Origin of the sequence: Pseudomonas reactans, from assembly GCF_013387025.1 — a bacterium.
In the GTDB taxonomy this organism is placed as follows: Bacteria; Pseudomonadota; Gammaproteobacteria; order Pseudomonadales; family Pseudomonadaceae; genus Aquipseudomonas; species Aquipseudomonas reactans.
Window position 1 is genome coordinate 1 of record NZ_JACAQP010000003.1, and the last position, 21108, is coordinate 21108.

At 61.7% G+C, this 21108-nt stretch carries 20 protein-coding genes and 1 pseudogene; 7 read left to right on the forward strand and 14 right to left on the reverse strand.

The window, feature by feature from the left end; translation table 11 throughout:
* Positions 1 to 49: 49 nt before the first annotated feature.
* Positions 50 to 1402 (reverse strand): GntP family permease, encoded by a 1353-nt coding sequence (locus tag HX793_RS02000; protein WP_017738791.1) that lies wholly within the window; start codon positions 1400 to 1402, stop codon positions 50 to 52.
* 84 nt (positions 1403 to 1486) lie between these two features.
* Positions 1487 to 2020, reverse strand: coding sequence for a gluconokinase (locus HX793_RS02005; protein WP_016975994.1), 534 nt, complete (start codon positions 2018 to 2020; stop codon positions 1487 to 1489).
* Between the two features lie 213 nt (positions 2021 to 2233).
* On the opposite strand from HX793_RS02005, the gene gntR reads away from it, so the two are divergent.
* Positions 2234 to 3265 (forward strand): HTH-type transcriptional regulator GntR, encoded by a 1032-nt coding sequence (gntR, locus tag HX793_RS02010; RefSeq protein ID WP_177004864.1) that lies wholly within the window; start codon positions 2234 to 2236, stop codon positions 3263 to 3265.
* Between the two features lie 25 nt (positions 3266 to 3290).
* On the opposite strand, the gene HX793_RS02015 is transcribed toward gntR, so the two are convergent.
* Positions 3291 to 4169, reverse strand: coding sequence for a LysR family transcriptional regulator (locus tag HX793_RS02015; RefSeq protein ID WP_177096772.1), 879 nt, complete (start codon positions 4167 to 4169; stop codon positions 3291 to 3293).
* Between the two features lie 109 nt (positions 4170 to 4278).
* Here HX793_RS02015 and HX793_RS02020 point away from each other — a divergent pair, with 109 nt between their 5' ends.
* The 5 genes from HX793_RS02020 to HX793_RS02040 all read left to right on the forward strand — a co-directional run bounded on the left by HX793_RS02020 (position 4279) and on the right by HX793_RS02040 (position 8231).
* Positions 4279 to 4713 (forward strand): PACE efflux transporter, encoded by a 435-nt coding sequence (locus HX793_RS02020; protein WP_016975991.1) that lies wholly within the window; start codon positions 4279 to 4281, stop codon positions 4711 to 4713.
* A gap of 58 nt (positions 4714 to 4771) precedes the next feature.
* Positions 4772 to 5404, forward strand: a complete 633-nt coding sequence (locus HX793_RS02025; RefSeq protein WP_177053497.1) for a glutathione S-transferase family protein — start codon at positions 4772 to 4774, stop codon at positions 5402 to 5404.
* Between the two features lie 16 nt (positions 5405 to 5420).
* Complete coding sequence (locus HX793_RS02030) at positions 5421 to 6158, forward strand: NAD-dependent epimerase/dehydratase family protein (RefSeq protein ID WP_177096770.1); 738 nt, start codon at positions 5421 to 5423, stop codon at positions 6156 to 6158.
* 8 nt (positions 6159 to 6166) lie between these two features.
* Positions 6167 to 7576: an MFS transporter gene (locus HX793_RS02035; RefSeq protein ID WP_177053495.1), complete on the forward strand. Its 1410-nt coding sequence runs from the start codon at positions 6167 to 6169 to the stop codon at positions 7574 to 7576.
* Positions 7577 to 7709: 133 nt separating this feature from the next.
* Positions 7710 to 8231 carry a hypothetical protein gene (locus tag HX793_RS02040; protein WP_016975987.1) on the forward strand — a complete coding sequence of 174 codons (522 nt, stop codon included), beginning with the start codon at positions 7710 to 7712 and terminating at the stop codon, positions 8229 to 8231.
* Positions 8232 to 8347: 116 nt separating this feature from the next.
* Here the strand turns inward: HX793_RS02040 and HX793_RS31920 are convergent, their stop codons facing one another.
* The 3 genes and pseudogenes from HX793_RS31920 to HX793_RS02050 all read right to left on the reverse strand — a co-directional run bounded on the left by HX793_RS31920 (position 8348) and on the right by HX793_RS02050 (position 10704).
* Entirely contained in the window at positions 8348 to 8917 is a 570-nt protein-coding gene (locus tag HX793_RS31920; protein WP_371858026.1) for a methyl-accepting chemotaxis protein, read from the reverse strand.
* Positions 8891 to 9667, reverse strand: a pseudogene (locus HX793_RS31925) (PAS domain-containing protein); the annotation flags it as partial. The gene HX793_RS31920 and the pseudogene HX793_RS31925, both read right to left, overlap by 27 nt.
* A 167-nt stretch (positions 9668 to 9834) precedes the next feature.
* A complete protein-coding gene (locus HX793_RS02050) occupies positions 9835 to 10704 on the reverse strand; it encodes a LysR family transcriptional regulator (RefSeq protein ID WP_177096767.1) in 870 nt (289 codons plus the stop codon).
* Between the two features lie 96 nt (positions 10705 to 10800).
* Between HX793_RS02050 and gstA the strand changes: the two genes are divergently transcribed.
* The gene (gstA, locus tag HX793_RS02055) at positions 10801 to 11403 is read left to right on the forward strand and encodes a glutathione transferase GstA (protein WP_177053493.1); all 603 of its coding nucleotides are present in this window, start codon (positions 10801 to 10803) and stop codon (positions 11401 to 11403) included.
* Here gstA and HX793_RS02060 read toward each other — a convergent pair.
* The 8 genes from HX793_RS02060 to HX793_RS02095 all read right to left on the reverse strand — a co-directional run bounded on the left by HX793_RS02060 (position 11343) and on the right by HX793_RS02095 (position 21106).
* A complete protein-coding gene (locus HX793_RS02060) occupies positions 11343 to 12773 on the reverse strand; it encodes an aromatic amino acid lyase (RefSeq protein ID WP_177096765.1) in 1431 nt (476 codons plus the stop codon). The two genes, gstA and HX793_RS02060, sit on opposite strands and share 61 nt — an antisense overlap.
* On the reverse strand, positions 12770 to 13774 hold the full coding sequence (locus tag HX793_RS02065; protein WP_177096763.1) for an ornithine cyclodeaminase family protein: 1005 nt from the start codon (positions 13772 to 13774) through the stop codon (positions 12770 to 12772). The genes HX793_RS02060 and HX793_RS02065 overlap by 4 nt, the downstream gene beginning before the upstream one ends.
* A 2-nt stretch (positions 13775 to 13776) precedes the next feature.
* A complete protein-coding gene (locus HX793_RS02070) occupies positions 13777 to 14703 on the reverse strand; it encodes an aliphatic sulfonate ABC transporter substrate-binding protein (protein WP_177053491.1) in 927 nt (308 codons plus the stop codon).
* Positions 14703 to 15716 (reverse strand): ABC transporter substrate-binding protein, encoded by a 1014-nt coding sequence (locus HX793_RS02075; RefSeq protein WP_177053490.1) that lies wholly within the window; start codon positions 15714 to 15716, stop codon positions 14703 to 14705. Before HX793_RS02075 ends, HX793_RS02070 begins: the two co-directional genes overlap by 1 nt.
* A gap of 161 nt (positions 15717 to 15877) precedes the next feature.
* Positions 15878 to 18514: a TonB-dependent receptor gene (locus tag HX793_RS02080; RefSeq protein WP_177096761.1), complete on the reverse strand. Its 2637-nt coding sequence runs from the start codon at positions 18512 to 18514 to the stop codon at positions 15878 to 15880.
* 241 nt (positions 18515 to 18755) lie between these two features.
* Complete coding sequence (locus tag HX793_RS02085) at positions 18756 to 19700, reverse strand: FecR domain-containing protein (RefSeq protein ID WP_177096759.1); 945 nt, start codon at positions 19698 to 19700, stop codon at positions 18756 to 18758.
* Positions 19697 to 20206: a sigma-70 family RNA polymerase sigma factor gene (locus tag HX793_RS02090; RefSeq protein ID WP_016975977.1), complete on the reverse strand. Its 510-nt coding sequence runs from the start codon at positions 20204 to 20206 to the stop codon at positions 19697 to 19699. Before HX793_RS02090 ends, HX793_RS02085 begins: the two co-directional genes overlap by 4 nt.
* Positions 20207 to 20314: 108 nt before the next feature.
* Positions 20315 to 21106 (reverse strand): phosphate/phosphite/phosphonate ABC transporter substrate-binding protein, encoded by a 792-nt coding sequence (locus HX793_RS02095; RefSeq protein ID WP_177096757.1) that lies wholly within the window; start codon positions 21104 to 21106, stop codon positions 20315 to 20317.
* Positions 21107 to 21108: the final 2 nt, after the last annotated feature.

Genomic DNA, 21108 nt, shown 5'->3' on the forward strand with positions numbered 1-21108 from the left:
AGACACAAGCGGGCTTGCTCGCTCCCACAGTTGTTTTGTGGTGTATCTGTTACACCACCAGCGACAACAGCATGATGAATATCAACGCCACGACGGACAGAATCGTCTCCATTGCCGTCCACGTCTTGAACGTCTCCGCCACGGTCATGTTGAAGTACTGCTTCACCAGCCAGAACCCCGCATCGTTGACGTGAGACAGGATCAACGAACCCGCGCCCGTCGCCAACACCAGCAGCTCACGGTTAACCCCCGGAATCATCCCCACCACCGGCACCACAATGCCTGCGCCGGTAATGGTCGCCACCGTGGCCGAACCGGTTGCCACGCGAATCACCGCCGCCACCAGCCACGCCAGCAGGATCGGATTGATCTGCGCGTTCACCGCCATATGGCCAATCACGTCGCCCACGCCGCTGGTCACCAGCATCTGCTTGAAGCCACCGCCGGCACCGATGATCAGGATGATTGCAGCGGTCGGCGCCAGGCTGGCGTCGAGCAACTTGAGGATCTGCTTGGAGTGGATGCCTTGGCGATGGCCAAAGGTGTACAGCGACAGCAGCAGCGCCAGCAACAGGGCGGAGATCGGGTGACCGATCATGTCCATCCAGTTGCGCACAATGTGGCCGTCCGGCAAGCCGATATCAGCGAAGGTTTTGAGCAGCATCAAGAACACCGGCAACAGCACGGTAATCAGGGTGATGCTGAAGCTCGGCAGGTTCTTGTGTTCCGACTCGCGCGCCAGTTGATCGACCAGTTCCTGGGACGGGTTGCCCGGGATGTACTTGGCAATGAACGTACCGAAGATCGGGCCGGCGATGATGGCCGTCGGCAGTGCGACGATCAGGCCGTAGAGGATGGTCTTGCCGATGTCGGCGCCAAATACGCCGATGGCCAGCAGCGGGCCCGGATGCGGTGGCACCAGGCCGTGTACTGCCGAGAGGCCGGCCAGCAGCGGAATGCCGATCTTGATCAGCGACACGCCGGTACGGCGCGCCACGATAAACACCAGCGGAATCAGCAGCACAAAGCCGATCTCGAAGAACAGCGGGATGCCCACCAGGAACGCGGCGAACATCATGGCCCACTGGACCTTCTCTTTGCCGAAGGCGCGGATCAGGGTTTGTGCGATCTGATCGGCACCGCCGGATTCGGCCATCATCTTGCCGAGCATCGTGCCCAGCGCGAGGATGATGCCGACAAAGCCGAGCACCCCGCCGAAGCCGTCCTGGAACGCCTTGATGATCTTGTCCACGGGCATGCCCGAGGTCAGGCCGAGGAAGCCGGCCGCGATGATCAGTGCAATAAACGGATGCACCTTGAACTTGGTGATCAGAACGATCAACCCGATGATAGTGACCACTGCATCAAGCAGCAGATAAGACTCGTGGGACATGCCAAACATGGGGGGTCTCTCCTGTTTGTTGTTGTTATTAAAGCGGGTGTTGAATTTCCTGCCGGGGATAGCGCTATCTTTTCCGGCAAAAAATTAATGAGTAGGTTCAAAGCCGTGTTGCAGCCACCAGGCGTTGGTCTGCTCGGCCAGTTCCTCGATGCTGTCTTCGCTGGCGTTGAGGGCCAGGGTCAGCGGTTCGCCTTTGGGCGATTCAAGGGTGGCAAACTGACTGTCGATGAGGCTGGCTGGCATGAAATGCCCAGGGCGATGGGACACGCGGTCGGCGGCCACGGCGCGGGTCAGCTCCAAAAAGACAAAACCCAGGCCCGGCGCGGCTTCGCGCAGGTGGTCGCGGTATTTCTTTTTCAGGGCGGAACAAGTGAGCACGGGATGCTCGCCCGCTTTGAGCGAACGGCGCAGTTCATCGCAGAGGATGTCGAGCCAGCCGGCGCGGTCGTCGTCGTTGAGGGGGTGACCAGCGCTCATCTTTTCGATGTTGGCGGCAGGGTGAAAGCTGTCGCCTTCAATGGCGGTGGCACCGTTCAGGCGGCACAGGGCCTCGCTGACGCTGGACTTGCCACAGCCGGAAACACCCATGATGACCAGGGCGGTAACAGGTTGACTCATGAAACACCTCAGGACGCAGATAGCGCTACCTTTGCACGCTGTAAGGCTAGTGCAAAAACAGGCTTTTCCCGCGCCGTCTTGTCTTTTTTTATGGAGTGACGCGTGCATCCGCTCCAACGCTTTGAACAGGATCAGGCAACCCTTTGTTCAAGAATTTGCAGCCTTTTGGAGACAGCGCTACCTTAGTGCCTCGATTTTTGTTTGGCAAGCCGCCTGATGACCTCCAAGAACGATAAAAAATTGCGCACCACGGGTCGCCCGACCCTTAACGAAGTCGCCCGCCTGGCCGGCGTCAGCCCGATTACCGCCTCCCGCGCCCTGCGCGGTATCAGCACCGTCGCCACCGAACTGGTGGAAAAAGTGCAGCAGGCCGCCGCCGAACTCAACTACGTGGTCAACCCCGCCGCCCGCGCCTTGGCCTCGGCCCAGAGCCATTCGGTGGTGGTGCTGGTGCCGTCGCTGTCCAACCTGCTGTTTATCGAAACCCTCGAAGCCATCCATCAGGTGCTGCGGCCCAAGGGCTTCGAAGTGCTGATCGGCAACTTCCACTATTCGCGCGATGAAGAAGAAAACCTGCTGCGCAATTACATGGCCTACCAGCCACGGGGTTTGCTGCTGACCGGGTTTGATCGCACCGAAAGCGCCCGACGGATGGTCGAGGCCAGCAATGTGCCCTGCGTCTACATGATGGATTTGGACCCGAACGCCGGGGTGAACTGCGTGGGTTTCTCACAACTGAGCGCGGGCGAAACGGCGGCGGCGCATCTGTTGTCCCGTGGGTACAAACGCCTGGCGTACATCGGTGCGCAGTTGGACCAACGCACGTTGCTGCGCGGCGAAGGTTTCCGTCGTGCGCTGCAACAGGCTGGCCTGTACGACCCGGCACTGGAACTGCTGACGCCGCGCCCCTCCTCAGTCGGCCTGGGCGGCGAACTCTTCCTGCAACTGCTGGCCGCCCATCCCGACGTGGATGCAATCTTCTTCGGCAACGATGACTTGGCCCAGGGAGCCTTGCTGGAAGCCATGCGCCATGGCATCAAAGTGCCGGAGCGCGTCGCGGTGCTCGGTTTCAACGACCTGCCTGCCTCGTCTTTCATGGTGCCGCGCCTGAGCAGCATCAGCACTCCGCGAGAAGCGATTGGGCGGCGGGCGGCGGAGCACCTATTGACGATCATGGCGGGCAACAAGATCGCCAAGCCGGTGGTGGACATGGGGTTTGAGTTGCAGGTGCGGGAGAGTACGTAGGACGCCATCTGCGGGGCGCCTGCATTTACCGAGCCGCGTCAGCGAGCGCCTGTACCAATGCAGACGCCCCCTTGTGCAGCGGTTGGTTCTTCAACCACACCGCATTCACCACCATCGCCAAACCGTTCTCGATGTTCTTGAAGTTCAACCGCCGCAATCGGCCTGCCTCAAGCAACGGCGCCACTGCCGACAGCGGGAAATTCCCCCAGCCCAAGCCCGCTTCCACCATATCCAGGGCCATGCCCAGGCTGTCGGTACGCCAATAGGATTGCCCCACCAGCGGCCGGCGGTCACTGAGGGGAATATCCCGACCGGCCACCAGAATCTGCCGTACTCGCACCAGGTCTTCCAGAAAAGGCTCACCGCCCGCCTGCGGATGTTGCGGGCTGATACAGGCGATCAATTGTTCACTGTCAACAAACTGAAAGCGTTCCAGCACATTGACGCGAAGCCCCGCAAAAACCACGCACACCTGCACGCGCCCGAGATGTAACAGTTGCAGCACATCATCCTGCGGGGCGGTCAGCACTTCGATTTCCAACAATGGAAAGGCCTCGCCGATTTCACCGATGGCGGCCAACAGGCGGCGTGTGTTGATATCCACCCCCACGCCGATCGACAGCTTGCTCTCAAGGCCGCGGGACAGCTGCAACGCATGCACCTGCAACTGCTTGAGTTGCTCGGCCATCAGCCGTGCGTGGGGAATCAACGCCAACGCAAGATCCGTGGGGACCGGTTCACGATGACTGCGATCAAACAACGGGTAACCCAGCTCGGCCTCAAGGTTGGCAATCCCCATGCTCACCGCGGAAGGGACTTTGCCCAATGCCCGCGCGGCCGCCGAAAATGAGCCGGACTCAATCACCGCCAGGAATAATTCAACGCTGTCGCTTGAAAAGCTCATACGCAACCTGTCAAAAAAACTGAAAGCTTCTGACTTTTTATGTCAGCCATAGTGACGCTATCTTCCCTGCCAACAGACGGTCCTGTCACCTGGAAATGAGGAAGTGGCGATGCAAGGTGTGAAACGCAAGTTGGTGTATGTGTCACTGTTTGAACTGATCGGCATGACCTTTTCAGCCATCGGCCTAGCGTTGCTGTCGGGCGCTCATCCCTCCAGCACTGGGCCATTGGCCGTAGCGATCACCACGATTGCGGTCACCTGGAACTTCATCTACACCTCGCTTTTCGAACGCTGGGAAAGCCGCCAGCGCGACCGCACGCGCACGGTCAAACGCCGCATCGCCCATGCTGTGGGGTTCCAACTGACACTGATCGTGTTCCTGATTCCGCTGATCGCCTGGTGGATGAACGTCAGCCTGGTGCAAGCGTTCCTGCTCGACCTGGCACTGATCCTGTTCATCCCCTGCTATACCTTTGCGTTCAACTGGCTGTTCGATCGCACTTTCGGCTTGCCCGCCTCGGCGTTGCCCGCAACATCTGCGTAGCTTCAACCGGGCACCGCTGTTAAATTCCCAGGGTCATCGCCACTGCCAGGGAAGCACCATGGGACATTCACTGAAAATCTTGGGGCGCACGTCCTCCATCAACGTGCGCAAAGTGCTCTGGACCTGCCAGGAACTGGGCATTGACTACCAACGGGAAGACTGGGGCATCGGCTACACGCCCACCCAGTCTCCCGAATTCCTCGCCCTGAACCCCAACGCCCAGGTGCCGGTGTTGATCGATGACCACGGCGTGCTATGGGAATCCAACACCATCTGCCGTTACCTCGTCAGCCTCTACCAACGCCACGACCTGCTCCCCGCCGAACCCGCCCCACGGGCCCGGGTCGAGCAATGGATGGACTGGCAAGCCACCGAACTCAACCCGTCCTGGGGCTACGCGTTCCATGCGCTGGTGCGCCAGAACCCGGACTACCAGGACCCACAACGCATCCAGGCGGGCGTGCAAGGCTGGAACGACAAGATGGGCCTGCTCGAACAACAGCTGATCAAGACCGGAGCCTACGTCACCGGCGCTGAATTCACCCTGGCGGACATCCTCGTCGGCCTCTCGGTACACCGCTGGCGCAACGCTCCGCTGGAACATCCGCCCTACCTTGCGGTGGAGGCGTATTACCAGCGCCTCAGCCAGCGCCCTGGCTTTAAAACCTTCGCCCTCGACGGCCATAACTAAACACAAGGACCCCACTGTGAAAGGACTCAACGTACTGCTCACCGGCGCCTGCGGCAGAATCGGCAAGACGTTTTTCGACGCATCCAAAGACCGTTACCGCTTTACCCTCACCGACCGCATCGCGCCGGATTTCGACTTGGGCGAACACCACTTCGTGCACGCCGACCTCAGCGACAAATCCAGCCTGGCCGCCCTGCTCGACGGTATCGACGTGATCGTGCATTTGTCGGGCATTCCCCACGCCAGCGCGACGTTCGATGAGTTGCTGCCCAATAACATCCTCGCCACCACCTACCTGTTCGAAGCGGCCGTGACGGCCGGGGTAAAGCGCCTGGTATTCGCCAGCAGCGCGCAAACCATCGAAGGCTACCCGGTAGACCGCCAGATCACGCCCGGCATGCCGGTCATGCCCGCCAACCTCTACGGTGTGAGCAAATGCTACGGCGAGGCGCTGTGTGGCTACTACGCCGCGAAAACCCCGTTGTCGACCATTGCCCTGCGCATCGGTGCCTTCGAATTCCCCGAAACCCACGACCTCAACAACGCCCGCGACCTCAGCGCCTGGCTCAGCCCGCGTGATGCGGTGCAGTTGCTGCAACGTTCGGTGGAAGCCGAGGGCGTGAAGCACTTGATTGCCCATGGTATTTCCAATAACCGCTTCAAGCGCCTGGACCTGAGCGAAACCACACGGGTGCTGGGTTACCATCCCCAGGATGACGCGTTTCAAACATTTGAGATTCCGATCACTTATTGAGTTTCCCCATGCCCGCACTCTCTAGCACCGACGGCATCGATCCAATCCGCGCCGCCCACATCAGCGCACGCATCGATCGCCTGCCTGCCGTCGCCACGGTCTGGCGCCTGGTGGCGTTGCTCTCCATCGGTGGTTTTTTCGAGCTGTATGACCTGTTCCAGACCGCCTACATCAGCCCCGGCCTGATCAGTGACGGGATTTTCCACACCGGCAGCGAGGGCGTGTTCGGTTTCTCGGACCAGGCCGCCTTTGCCTCGGCAACCTTCCTCGGCCTGTTCCTCGGCGCCAGCCTGCTGAGCCCTATCGCCGACCGTTTCGGACGGCGGGCGATCTTCACCTTTGCGTTGATCTGGTACACCGTCGCCACGGTATTGATGGGTATCCAGACCTCCGCCGTGGGCATCATCTGCATGCGTTTCCTGGTCGGCATTGGCCTGGGCATTGAACTGGTGACCATCGACGCCTACCTCTCGGAACTAGTGCCCAAGCGCATGCGCAGCTCGGCGTTTGCCTTTGCGTTTTTTATCCAGTTCCTGTCAGTGCCGGCGGTGGCGTTGATGTCATGGTGGCTGGTGCCGCAAGCGCCGTTCGGCGTGTCCGGCTGGCGTTGGGTGGTGCTGTCGAGCGCCGTGTTTGCGCTGTTTATCTGGCAATTGCGCAAGCGTTTGCCGGAGTCGCCGCGTTGGCTTGCGCAAAAAGGTCGTTTCGAAGAGGCCGGTGCGATCATGGACAACCTTGAAGCACGCTGCCAGAAGGACCATGGCAAACCGCTGGATGAGCCCGAGCCCGAAGCCGTCAGCGTGCAGGGCAACGGCCGCTTTGCCGATATCTGGCAACCACCGTATCGCCGCCGCGCCTTGATGCTGATCGTGTTCCATGTGTTCCAGGCCATCGGTTTCTTTGGTTTTGGCAACTGGCTACCGGCGTTACTATCCGGCCAGGGCGTCAGCGTGACCCACAGCTTGCTCTACGCCTTCATCATCACCCTCGCCTACCCGTTGGGGCCGTTGCTGTTCGTGAGGGTGGCCAACCGCTTTGAAAACAAATGGCAGATCGTCGGCTCGGCCTTGGGCGCGATGATCTTCGGCAGTCTGTTTGCCCTGCAAACCACGGCGGTGGGGCTGGTGATCTGCGGGGTGATGATCACCTTCTGCAACGCCTGGCTGAGCTTCAGTTATCACTCGTACCAAAGTGAATTGTTCCCCACCAACATCCGCGCACGGGCGGTAGGTTTCTGTTACTCGTTCAGCCGCTTGTCCACAGTGTTCAGCAGTTTGCTGATCGGTTTTATCCTCGAACACCTGGGCACACCGGGCGTGTTGGCGTTCATTGCCAGCAGCATGTTGATCGTGATGATCACCATCAGTTGGTTCGGGCCGCGCACGCGGAACCTGGCGCTGGAAAACATCGCCCACTGACGGCAATGGTTGGCCGCATGCGGGACAATGTTTGCCGCAGCGGCCAGGCGATCCCCAATAGAACCGGGCACTTCACACCCGGCACGCTATTTGCTCCACCTGTGGCACCGAACATTCCCCCAGGTGACCGATCATGCTGGTTAACAACAACACCCAAGCCGTGTCGACCGTTCAACAACTCAAACGGCCCGACATGGACCCCGCCAACGCCGCTGCCAGCGCGCTGTACAGCGGTGCCTTGCAAGCCGCGCAACAAAGCGTGACCGTGCCGGCCGCGCAGAAGGAACTGGACAAGGCCAACGACCGCATCGACGAGGCCTTCGCCAAGACCCGCGTGCAATTGCAGACCAGCACAGAAGCCGTCACTGCCGCTACCGCAACCCCGGACGTGCCAAAGACCGGTGCGACTGCCAGCACCGCACGCTCCGAGTTCACGGACTACATGAGCAAATCCCCGGCCGAGCGTATCCGTGAGCAATTGCTCAAGGAACAGGGTTTGACCGAGGAAGACGTGCAGGCGCTGCCGCAGGAAAAACAGGACGCCATTGCCAAGGAAGTCGCTGAACGCTTGAAGCAGCAACAAGAGCAGCAGGTAGCAGCGAAGACCGTTGACCCGCAGGCGCAGGCGGTGAAAGAGACGCTGGCTGCGATCTGACGGTACCCGCCACTGTAGGAGCGAGCTTGCTCGCGAAGAACGTCAACGATAACGCGGGCATCTTGGATGAACGCGTCGCCTGTGAGTTTTTTCGCGAGCAAGCTCGCTCCTACAGATTATTGCAGTTGCAGCGTCGAATTGAACTGCCCGATCGCATCCACCACATGCCGTGACCCTTCCTGGATCTCCAGGATGACCTGCCCCGCTTCATTCGCCAATTCCACTCCCAAGCCCGTGCGGCTCAAGCTTGACTGCATGCTCGACACCGCACTCAGCGACAGGTCGTGGTTCTTGCGCACCACATCGACAATTTCCACCGTTGCCTGGCTGGTCCGCGCCGCCAAGCTGCGCACCTCGTCCGCCACCACCGCAAAACCGCGTCCGTGTTCACCCGCCCTTGCGGCTTCGATCGCGGCGTTGAGCGCCAGCATGTTGGTCTGCTCGGCAATGCTGCGGATGGTCTGCACGATCGCGCCGATGATGTCCGATTGCTTGCTGACCGCGTCGATACTCACGGCCGCCTGGTTCAGGTCGTGGGAAATTTCTTCGATGATCTGCACGGTTTGCTGCACAACCTCCGAGCCCTTGCGGGCGCAGGCGTCGTTTTGCACCGAGGTGGCGTGGGCCGAGTCGGCGGCATTACGCAGGGTGGTGACTTGGTCCGTGATGTCACTCGCGAACTTCACCACTTTGTACAGCCGGCCATTGGTGTCGAAGATTGGGTTGTAGGACGCTTCCAGAAACAGCGTCTTGCCGTACTTGTTTTTGCGCTCGAAGCGGTGCGAGTGGTATTCGCCGCGATTGAGCGACGCCCAGAACGCCTTGTAGGCCGGCGACTCCACTTCGTTGCGGTGGCAGAACATGCTGTGGTGCTGACCAACAATTTCATCCAGGGAATACTGCACGGTCTTCAGGAAGTTGTCGTTGGCGTTGAGGATCTGGCCCTGCGGGGTGAACTCGATCACCGCCATGGAACGACCGATGGCGTCGATCAGGCTCTGGTTTTCATGTTCGTGATGGACCCGCGCCGTGATGTCCGACGCGACTTTGATCACGCTCTGCACGTGGTTGTCCTTGTCCAGCACCGGCATGTAGCTGGCTTCCAGCCACACTTCCTGGCCGCGCTTGTTCAGGCGCATGAAGGTGCCACTGAGGGCCTCGCCTCGCGCCAGGTCGCGCCAGAGCTTGGCGTAGGCGTCGGTGTGGGTGTAGGCCTCTTCGCAAAAGAGCCGGTGATGTTTGCCGCGAATCTCCTCGGCGCTGTAGCCCATGGTTTTGCAGAAGTTGTCGTTGGCGTCGAGAATCACGCCACTGGGGTCGAACTCGATCATGGCCATGGAACGGCTGATGGCGGCCAGTTTGGCGTTGGATTCGGTGAGGGCGCAGGAGAAACGTTCGATTTCTTGCAGGTCGGATTTGTGATGGCGGTTGAACATGTTCGGATCACCCTTCAATTACCAGCGCCCGGCGAGGCGCATTCCATTCACGGATTGAATATTGCTGGCAGATCTTTATGGGAACAACCATCCGAATCGCTTTATATGCCAAGCGTCATCAACGGTTCTGGATGAGCATAGACAGGGCTTGGCGCTATGCAAGGCCACTAGTCATCCAGCATTTTTAACAATGCGAGGGCGGCGGCAGACGGTGGGCGATCCGGCGCACCGACCAAGGCAAATTCACGGTGCAGCGGCACATCCAACGCCATCACGCGCAAGCCCTTGCGCTGGGCCGGCAAGGCCATTTCCGGCACCAACGTAACGCCCACGCCCTCACGCACCAGGCTGAAGGCACTGCTCCACTCACGCACTTCCACGCGGATATCGCGCAGCGTCAGCCCTGCGGCGGCGCCCAGGCTGCGAGCATTGGCGGTGCACCCACCGGTAGCCAGCACGAAAGGCTGCTCAAGCAGTTCCTCGAGCGACACCGTGGCATCCACCGGGCGCTGGGCCAGCGTATGGTCCACAGGCAGCACGGCCATCCAGAAGTCACGGCCCAGCACCGTCGCATTGCGCTCCGGCTTGGGATTGAGCACCACGCCCAAATCGATGAGCCCGGTGTCGAGCAAGGTGAGCACCTCGTTGTCAGTGACATCCAGGGTAGTGACCTCTATCCCGGGATAAAGCTGCGCAAAACGCTGTAACGCGGGTGTCAGAAACGTCGCCAGCACCATGGGGAAACTGGCGATGCGAATCGTCCCACGCAACATGGGCCGGGCTTCGTCCACGGTGCTACGAATCGTCTGCAAGGCCCCAAGCATCACCCGCGCCTGCTCGATCACACTCAAACCGAGGGCGGTGGGCAAAGTCTTGCGCGGTTCACGGGTAAACAGCTGCGCGCCCAGCGTCGCTTCCATACCGGCCATGGCCTGGCTGGCGGCAGATTGGGTCATGCCCACGCGCTCGGCGGCGGCGGTGATGCTGCCGTGATCGGCCACGGCCACCAGCAAGCGCCAGTGCATCAGGTTCATCATCGCAGTAGCTGTCCTTATGGCAGGGGTCTGAACGTTTAATTTTACGCACGGTGCCACGCCCGCGAGACTGGCGCAAATTCAACGGAGCTGCCCCAGATGAAACTGTACTTCTTCCCCCACGCCTGTTCCCTCGCCCCGCATATCGTGCTGCGCGAATTGGCGCTGCCGTTCGATCTGATACTGGTGGATAACCAGGCCAAGACCACCGCCGACGGCGAAGACTTCCTGCAGATCAACCCCAAGGGCTACGTCGCGGCGCTGAAACTGGACAATGGCCAGGTACTGACCGAAGCCAGTGCAATCCTGCAATACCTGGCCGACCTGAAACCCGCCGCAGGCCTGGCGCCGGCCAATGGCAGCTGGGAGCGCGTGCGCCTGCAAGAATGGCTGAATTTCATTGCCACCGAGATTCATGGCGGCTTGGCGGTGTTCTTCAACAACGCGATTCAAGGCGAAGTAAAAGCCTCATTCCAGGCCACGCTGTTCAAGCGCTTCGCGGTGTTGGTGCACACGCTGGAGCGTCAGGACTACCTGCTGGGCGCGCAGTACTCGGTGGCGGATGCCTACCTGTTCGTGGTGCTGCGCTGGGCGGCGTTTCACGCGATGGATCTGGGCGACTGGCCAGCGCTGGCGGCGTTTCAGCAGCGGGTGGGTGAGCGGCCGGCGGTGATTGCGGCGTTGGCCGCCGAAAACCCATGAGTCGAGATGAAGGCGCTTAGCGCCAGCACATCTACCGAACCCGCACGATCCTTATCCAGATGGGCCACCTGGCTGCGCACGGTTTCATGGATCTGCCGAGCGCCGTCCCCCAGACGCAGCTCACCGCGCAGGTCCACTGCCTGCGCGGCGACGATCAGTTCAATACTGGCCAGCCACAACACCCGCTCGGTCAAGCGACGGGTCTTGTCGACCACGGCCAGCGCCTGGCCCGCATAGTCTTCAACACGGTCCGCCACCGGCACGCTCACCGCCGGCAGTGGATTGGCCAAGTGACCGATTTCTGCGACCAACGCCGAACTGGTGCGCTGCAAGGCGGCCAGGCCGACATGACCGGGTTGAGTGATGAGGAAGCGCGGCAGACCACTCGAAGCCGGCGATAGCAATTTGGCAATCCGCTCGGCGCTGCATGCGGCTACTCGATTGAGCGCCAGGCCCAAGCCTTCAGCTGCCAGCGCCAAATGCGTGCTGTCGAAATTCGCCGTGGCTAACACCAACGCCTCTTCGCTGATCAACGCCGGGTTATCCGCACCGCTGCGCAATTCCAGTTCGACCAGCTCATGCAGCTGTCGCAACGCCTGCTGCGCCGCACCCTGGACCACCGTGGCACAGCGGAAGCTCAAGGGGTCCTGCAGACGACGCGGGCTGTCCGCCAGCTCACCGCCCGCCAGCAACTGCAACAACGCCGCCGACTGTTCGGTTTGCCCCGGTGCCGGCCGCAGGCGCGAAGCCCATGGCTGGAACGGACTCAGGTTGGCCCGATAGCCCTCGCACGACAACGCCAGCGCCGCCAGCACCGCCGCCAACACTTGCTGCGCCTCGGCGACCAGCAACGCGCCGAGCCCGACACTGGCAGCATTGGCCGAGACCAGCGCCAGCCCGTCCTTGCCGGTCAACGGCACCGACAGTGCCAGGCTCAGGTGCGCCAATGGCGCCAAGTCGCTCTCGCCCAACGAGCCGAGTAACGGCACTTGCGGTTCGGCACCGGCGTTGAGTAAATCCAGCAACGCCTGCGCTGCTTGCCCCGAAATGCCCGAACGCCCTTGGGCCAATCCGGCCAAGCGCGCGGCGGTGATGGCGCGCAGCTCCTGACGATTGGCCAGGCGTCCAACACCCACCGCGCGCCCCAACGGAATGTTCGCCTGTACGGGCACCACCGCCGTATCCACCGCGGCACCGAGGCCGGTATTCACGCCATAAATCGGCGTGCCTTCAGCCGCCAGTTTCACCAACAACTGGTGGCCTTCTTCAATACGCTGACGGGCCTGCGCAGAGAAATCCGCCGGTACGTCTTGCCGGGCAATCGCCAGTAAATCGGTAAGGGCCAAACCTTGAGGGTCGAAGTGAATCATGCCCAGCGCAACCGCTGGCCAATCCCCAGGCGCCCGGCTTTTTCCAGCAGCGCATGGCCCAACGCGATATCGCTGAGGCTCAGCCCACGGTGCCAGAAGAGGATGGTTTCCTCGGGGTTCTCCCGGCCGGTTTTCAAGCTGGCCACGATCTGGCCCAGTTCGGCATGCAGGGTCTGGGCGCTGAGTTTTCCGGCGTCGACGTGGGCGCGCAGCGAGCCAAAAAGCCCGCCTTTGCACTGGCCCCAATCATCCACCACGAGCTTGCTCATGATGTCGGTCAGCGACAACTCCACCGCGCTCATGGTGCCGTAAGGCACCACGAAAGCACCGGGTTTGATCCAGTCGGTGCGCAATAAGGGTTCGGGCTGATCAAGGCGCGACGCCTCGACCACGATGTCAGCGCCACGTACGGTGGATTCCCAATCGTCGGTAACAATCACCGGTTTGCCCAGGTCCTTGCGCAGGCGCTCGGCGAAGGCTTCACGGCTTTCGCTGCGGCGTGAGTGCACACGGATTTCGTCGAAGTCGAACAGGTGATCCAGCAAGCGCACGTTCCAATACGCCGTGCCACGCGCGCCAATGTGCGCCAGCACTTTGCTGTCGGGCCGGGCCAGGTATTTGGCGCCGATGGCGGTGATGGCACCGGTGCGCATATCGGTGATCGCCGAGGCATCCAGGATCGCCTTGGGAATCCCGCTGGCCGGGTCCAGCAGGTTGAGGATCGCCAATTCCGAGGGCAAGCCCTTGCGATAGTTGTCGACAAAATCCCCCACCACTTTGACGCCGGCATAGCCGATATCGCCGCCCAGCACACCGCGTAATACGTTGAAGTGGCCGTTGATCTCGCCGCCGGGAATCAGGTGGGTACGCGGCTCGATCACCGCCTCGCCACGGCCCTGGATCGCCAGGCTGGCTTCGATGGCAGTGAGAATTTCATCATTGGTGAGCCCCAGTTCGTCGATGTCCAGGCCGTTGAGAAAGTCGATGTAGATTGGTTGCATGGTTATGGCGCCTTGAAGACAGCTTGCTGTACATCGACCTTTTTCGGGATCAGGCCGTTGGCAAAAAACAGGTCGGCAGTGCGTTGCTGGTTGCCGACGTCGACCGCTTCCAGCGGGCGAATCGGCGCGGGCGAGCGGTGTTCGAAGTAGCTCTTGACCACCGCCGGTTGCAGGCCCAGGGTCTTGGCCATCAGCGCGATGCTCGCTTCGGGCTGGTCGAGGGAGAGGCGCTGCGCCTTGGCCAGCGTCTGGATGATCGCGCCAATGGATTGCGGATATTGCTTGGCAAACGGGCTGCTCACCACGAAGAAACTGCCCGCCGGATTGAGGCCCTGGCCATCGCCCAGGACGCGGGCGGAACCGTCGACCACGGCCGCGGAGTAGTACGGGTCCCACACCACCCACGCGTCGACTTTGCCTTGCTCGAACGCAGCGCGGCCATCGGACGGCGACAGGTACACCACGTTCACGTCCTTCCATTGCAAACCGGCGCGCAGCAGGCTTTTCAGGAACAGGTTGTGGGCGCTGGAGCCCTTGAGCAGCGCCACGCGCTTGCCCTTGAGTTCGGCCACGCTGTGCACGCTGCTGGCTTTGGGCACCAACACCGCTTCGGTCTTGCCTTCGTTGGGTTCGACAGCGAAATACTGCAAGTCGATGCCAGCGGCCTGGGCGAAGATCGGCGGTATGTCACCGATATTGCCGATGTCCAGGCTGCCGCCGTTCAGCGCCTCGATCAGCGGCGGGCCGCCGAGGAATTCGATCCACTGCACCTGGGTGCCGGGCAACGCGTCCTCGAAGAGTTTGTGCTCACGGGCCAATACCATGCTCACCGAGCTTTTCTGGTAACCGATGCGTAACGTGGCAGGTTCGGCCGCCAGCACCTGACCGGCGACCAGCGAAAGTACCGCAGCAGCGAAGATTTTAAGCATCAGAGCGCTCCCTTCAGCTTGGCAGCCACATCAGCCGGCACCCACTGTTGCCAGATGTCTGGATGGCTCTTGAGGAACGCTTCAGCGACCTGGCGCGGCGGTGTACGTTTCTCGCTCATTTCGCCGAGGATGCCGTTAAGCAGATCAATCGGCAGGTCGACCTTTTCAAACACGCTGACCAGTTGCGGGTACTGCGCCTTGAACGGCGCCGACACACCAATCGCCAGACGCGCCGGCATCGAGCGAGTGCCGATGGGGTTGGGGTTTTTCGCGTCGGACAGGGTCTTCCAGGCCTCGGCGTTGAACGGCGGTTCTTCCAGCTTGACCAGCTTGAACCGACCCAGCAGCGGCGTCGGCGACCAATAGTAGAACAGCACCGGCTTGCCACGACGGATCGACGACGCCACTTCGGCATCCAGCGCCGCGCCAGAGCCGGTGCGGAAGTTGACGAAGCTGTCAGTGAGTTTGTAGGCCTTGAGTTTCTGGCTGTTGACGATCTCCGAGGTCCAGCCGGTGGGGCTGTTGAGGAAGCGCCCACGGCTCGGGTCTTCGGGGTCGCGGAACACGTCCTTGTAGCGCGGCAGGTCGGCCACCGACTTCAAGTCCGGCGCCAGGGGTTTGATACCGCGCGCGGCATCGCCCTTGATCACGAACTCCGGCACCCACCAGCCTTCGGTGGCGCCTTTGACCGTGTCGCCCAGGCCGAACACCTTGCCTTCATTTTCCGCCTTGACCCACGCCGGACTGCGCCCGGCCCACTCTTCACCGATCACCTGGATATCGTCCTTGGCCAGGGCGGCTTCCAGGCTCACGGTGCTGCCGGGCAAAGTGTCAGTCGGCAGGCCGTAGCCTTTCTCGACGATCAGGCGCAGTACCTCGGTGATCAGGCTGCCGCTTTCCCAGGTAATGTCACCGAAGTGAATGGGTTTGACGGCTTCGGCCGCCGTTGTTGGCTGCGCCAAAACGGCCAGTGCCAGCAGCGAGCCACCGAGCAGGTGTTTAAGTGTTTTCATGCAGAACCTCGTGGTGAATCAATTTCCAGAGCACAGACGATCCAGTGTGGGAGCGGGCTTGCTCGCGAAGGCATTGGGTCAGTCAACACTTGCATCAACTGACCCACCGCATTCGCGAGCAAGCCCGCTCCCACATTTGATCTCTGCGGATTCAAGATCGGTTAAAAGTCATAACTGAGCCGCGTGTAATAGAACGCTCCCTCCGGCGCCGACGGCGACAGGTAGCTGTACTGCTGGCCCGGGGTCTGGCGCAGGCGGGTGTTGAAGTCGTCGGGTTTGCTGTCGAACAGGTTGTTGGCGCCGACCGACAAGCGCAGTTGTTTGGTGAAGGCGTAGTTCACGTCCAGGTCGGTGTTCCACTGCGCGGCGAAGGTCTGGTCGTACTGGGCGTTGGCTTCACTGGCAGCGTATTTGCGGTATTCGCCGTAGCGGGTTTCGCTGAGGGCGATGGTCCACGCGCCGATGCGGTGGGTCGCGCCGAGCACCAGTTTGTCTTCGGGGTAACCGTGCTCCAGGAAGCCACGGGCTTCGCGGGTGAGGATGTCGAAGCCGTTGGGGTTTTCGTGGACCTTCTCGATCGTGGTGCGTGCCTTGGTGTAGCCGGCCGACAGGCTCAACGCGCCGTACTGCGCCAGGTCCAGGTTGTACTTGCCGACGATGTCGACGCCACGGGTGCGGGTGTTGGCCGCGTTGGTCATGAACTGCGCCCAGGTGTACTGGCCAAACCCGGCTTGCTGCAGGATCTGCTCGGCGCGCGGCCCGGAAATGCCGCCGCTGTAGAGCAGGCGGTCACGAATCGAGATCTGGTAGGCGTCGATGGTCAATGAAGCGTTTTCGACCGGACGCAACACCAGGCCCGAGGAGTAGTTGGTGGATTTTTCCGGTTTGAGCGGCTCGGCGCCCAAGGCTCGGGCGGCCGGGTTGTCGGCGGGCAACATGCGCGTCAGCACCGGGTTGCCGTTGATGTCGACGTTGGTGGTGGTGGTCCACGACGTGCCGATCTGCCCCAGGGTCGGCGCACGGAAGGAGTTGTTCACCGTGGCACGCAAGCCCACCTGCGGCGTGAAGTCATACCGCGCCGAGAGCTTGCCGGTGGTGGCCGATCCGAAGTCCGAATAGTGCTCGGTGCGCCCGGCCAGGCCGACCTGGAATTTATCGGTGAGCTGGTGCTCCAGACCGAAGTACACGCCGCCGACATCCCGCTTGTAGGTACCGGCGTCGTCTGGCGTGAGGCCCGAGGCTTGGACCGCGCCGACCTGCACACCGTTGATGCCGCCAAAGGAGTAGGACTCGTAGTCGCCCTCCTCCAGACGATACTGCTCATGGCGGTAGGCAATGCCTGCCGAGACGGTCAGCGGATGGCTCGACCAGTTGACGTCCAGATCCTTGGCGTAATCCAGGCCAAGGTTGGTCTGCTCGTTGACCAGGGTAGCCACATCAAACTTGGTCGGGCTGTTCAGGCCGTAGCTCGGGTTGACGGTGTTGAAGGCCAACTCATCGTGCTTGTCGCGACCGTAGGTGGCGCTGAGGTCGAAGCGGCCTAGGGTCTCGTCTTCATAGCGAGTGCCGACGGTGAGCGCGCCGTCTTCATAGCGGTAGCGGTATTTGGGAATGGTGCCGTTGGGGTAAATGCCCGGCACGTTGTTCGGATTGTTCGCCAGCAGCGGCGGCGTGTTGTTCACCGACTTGTCCTGGCCGAAAGTAGCGAAACTGTAGAGACGCCACTGGTCGTTCAGGCCGATTTCGGCGTTGGCCGCCAGGTTGAATTTATCGCGCCCGGCCCCGCCCCAGCGCGGGTCTTGCAACTGGCCGTCGGCGACGTATTTGTCGCCAATGTCGGTGGGTTTGTTATTGAGGGTGTTGAAGCTCAGGGTCAGGAAGCCATCCCCCGGCAACCCCAGGCCGTACCAGCCGTCGGTGGTTTTGCTGAAGCCGTCGCCCTGGGCGTATTTGCCCAGTTGGGTGTTGACCTGCCCACCGCTGTCACGCTCCTTGAGCACGATGTTGACCACGCCCGCCACCGCATCCGAGCCGTATTGCGCCGAGGCGCCATCGCGCAGCACTTCGACGTGGTCGATGCTGCTGATCGGGATCATGTCCAGATCCACCGGCTGTGCGCCAATGAACGGCACGCCGCCGGAGATGTTCACCACCGCCGAGGCATGGCGGCGCTTGCCGTTGATCAGCACCAGCGTCTGGTCCGGCGCCAAGCCACGCAGGGACGCGCCCTTGGGGTTCTGGCCACGGGTGGCGCTCTGGTTCTGCGGGAAGTTGAACGACGGCAGCAGTTGGAACAGCGCCTGGTTGAGGCTGGTGGCGCCGGTCTGCTTGAGTTCTTCGGCGTTGATCACATCCACCGGCGCGGCGCTGGTCAAGGCGGTGGCGTCACTGCGCCGGGTGCCGATGGCGACCACGCGGTCCAGGGTCGGCGCTTGCGCTGCACGGGTTTGCGCGTTGACGTTGCTGGTCGCATTTTTACTCGCGCCTTCCTTGATGATGAACGCGCCGTCCGGGCTCACCTGGACTTGCAGGCCGGTGCCCTTGAGCGCAGCGTCTACGGCCTGCTGCGCCGACAGAGAACCGTCCACGCTGGCCGAGGAATAGTTGCCCAATTGCGGCGTAAACGAGATCACCTGGCCGCTTTGGCGACTGATGTTCAGCAGCACTTCATCCAGCGGGCCAGGTGCGATGTGATAGACCTGGCGCGACTCTTCTGCACTGGCCGCAAACGAGAACAACAGGCTGGCAAACGGCACCAGGGCAAAGGTTCGAAGCGGCACACGGTTGAACTGATTCACTTTGGCTCCCCCCAAGGAAACTCGACGGCGCTGCTCCCCGCAGCGCTTACGGGAGTGATGTGGGACAGCGGAGGGAAAACTTGCAGATCGTTTGGTTATGTCCTTAGAACCCACACTTGAAGTGAGAACCCGATCAGTGTGGGAGCTGGCTTGCCTGCGATGAAATCGCCTCGGTAGGGCTGATGGACCGAGTCGCCTGCATCGCAGGCAAGCCAGCTCCCACAGGCACCGCGTGAACCTGCTAGACCGCACTGACAGTCACCCAAAAACCGCTGCGGCGGGTGATGTGGATCGGCAAGGTGCGCGCCAGGGTGTCGAGGATTTGCTGTGGGTTGTCGAGCCGGTACAAGCCGCTGACGCGCAGGCCCGCCACAGCGGGGTCCAGGCGCAGCACGCCATTGTGATAGGGCCGCAGCGCGTCGATGACTTCAGCCAGCGGCCGGTCGCGCACTTGCAGGAAGCCATCGACCCAGGCCGTGGCTCCGGAGGAACTGGCCTGCACCGGGCCGAATCCGGCGCGGTCGTAATGCACTTCATGGCCAGCGGCGAGTTGCAGGCGTTCGCCGTTCTGACCGTCGATTTCCACCGCGCCGTTTAGCGCGACGACCTGGCCCTGCCCTTCCCGTTCGCGCAGTAAAAAACGGTTGCCGTAGGCGCGCAGACGCGCCTGGTCGGTCTGGATCAAAAACGGTCGGATGCGGTCGCTGGCGACCTTGGCCAGCAACTCGCCCTCGCGCAGGCGTATCAGCCGGCGTTTCGGATCAAACTGGATGTCGGCCGCGCTTTGTGCGTTGAGCAGCAATTCGCTGCCATCGTCCAACGCGACGGTACGGCGCTCGCCGGTACCGGTGCGGATATCCGCCGTCAGTTCAGTCAATGGCAGGCCCAGCGGCTTGGCCAACAACACCGCGCCAACTGCCACACCAGCACCGGCCAGCGCGACCTGCAACACATGCCGTCGACTGGACGGTGCCTCCAGCGCCTGCTGCAACACCTTGCCACTCACCCCTTGCGCCTGGGGAACCTGGAACACGCCCAAGCGGGTTTCCAACTGTCGGCACAGGGCGTCATGACGCGGGTCGGCGGCGCGCCATTGTTCATAGCGTTGCCAGTCGCCCGTCGAAGCTTGGCCGGAGCGCAACAGCACGTACCAGCGCGTGGCGCTGTCGATCAACTCGTCACTCATTCCAGGCACAGCCGCAGGCAGCGGTTGAAGGCGCGGGTCATGTAATCGCTGACCGAGCGCTGGGAAATCCCCAGTTCGCTGGCAATTTCCGGATAGGTCAGGCCATTGAGCTGCGAGAGCAAGAAGGTCGCCTTGACCTTGGCCGGCAAGCCGTCGAGCAACTGGTCGATGGCTTGCAGGGCTTCAAGCATTTGCGCCAGCTCTTCGGGAGATGGCGCAGTGGAGGTTTCGTCGTTATCGAGGGCGTCGAGGTAGGCCCGTTCCAGATCACGACGCCGCCACAGTTGATACATCAGCCGCTGGGCGATGGTGGTGAGCAGCGCACGCGGCTGGCGAATGGGCACGACACCCGGCGCACTCAGCAGCTGGACGAAGGTGTCGGCGGCGATGTCTTCGGCGTGGGCACGGGAATCGAGGTGGCGGTGCAAACGGCTGCACAGCCAGTCGTAATGACTGCGGAACAATCCGCCCACGTAATCGCTGTGAGATGTGTCGGCGCCGGACATAGTGGCTCCATCTGAGTAGGTTGCGCGTTATGTCCGGTGTTCCGGTGGAGCGATCCTAGCAAGGCTGCTTATTCTTTAATAATATTTAAAAGGTATTTTTATATAACCTTATTGAAGTATTGGGTAGCCAGCGCTGATGGCCTGTCGTTGGTAGCCCAGGAGCACTTCGTAGTCGTCTTCGCTGGCGGGTATCACGGCCTGCAGGCCCAGCGTCTCGGCGACTTGTGGCAAGTCCTGCAACGCCTGGTTCATGGCCTGGCGGAGTTGAATGACCTGCTCATCGCTTAAGCCCAAGGGGCCGATGTAAGGCAAGGTCGGGCTCGGCGCGCTACGGCTGACGATGCGCAGCCCCGCCACTTCCTGCGGCGCGAAACGGGCCAGGTAGTCGTAGGTGACGCTGTCGATGGCCGCCAGGTCGGCGCGGTCTTCGCGCAGCCAACGCAGGCTTTCGCGGTGGGCGCCGCTGATGGCGACGCTGGCGAAGAAGTGCCCGTCGCGTTGCAAGGGTGCCAGGCGTTCGCGCAGCAGGTTCATGCCGCTGTTGGAGTCGTGGCCGTTGATTACGCCACGGCTGTTGTAGAAATCCTCCAACGTGCGGCGCGGATTGTCATCGCGGGTCAGCAGCAAGCTGCAATGCTCGCCTTGGCTGCTATGGGGCAACTCGTAGCGCGGGCGGCCGATGACGCGGACCTGGCCGCGCAGTTGAGTCATCAACGGATAACCGCAGGTCTGGGTCACGACCAATTCGGGCGCAAGCCACAGGCTGTGCAGATCGAGATGATCGGCGTTGCGCCGACCCAGGTTCAGGTGTTGGAGGATGCGTGCAATCCATTGCTGGTTGGCCTGATCGATCGGCGCGGGCGCGACATACATCAGCAGCTCGGCGTAGTGGTCACTCATGG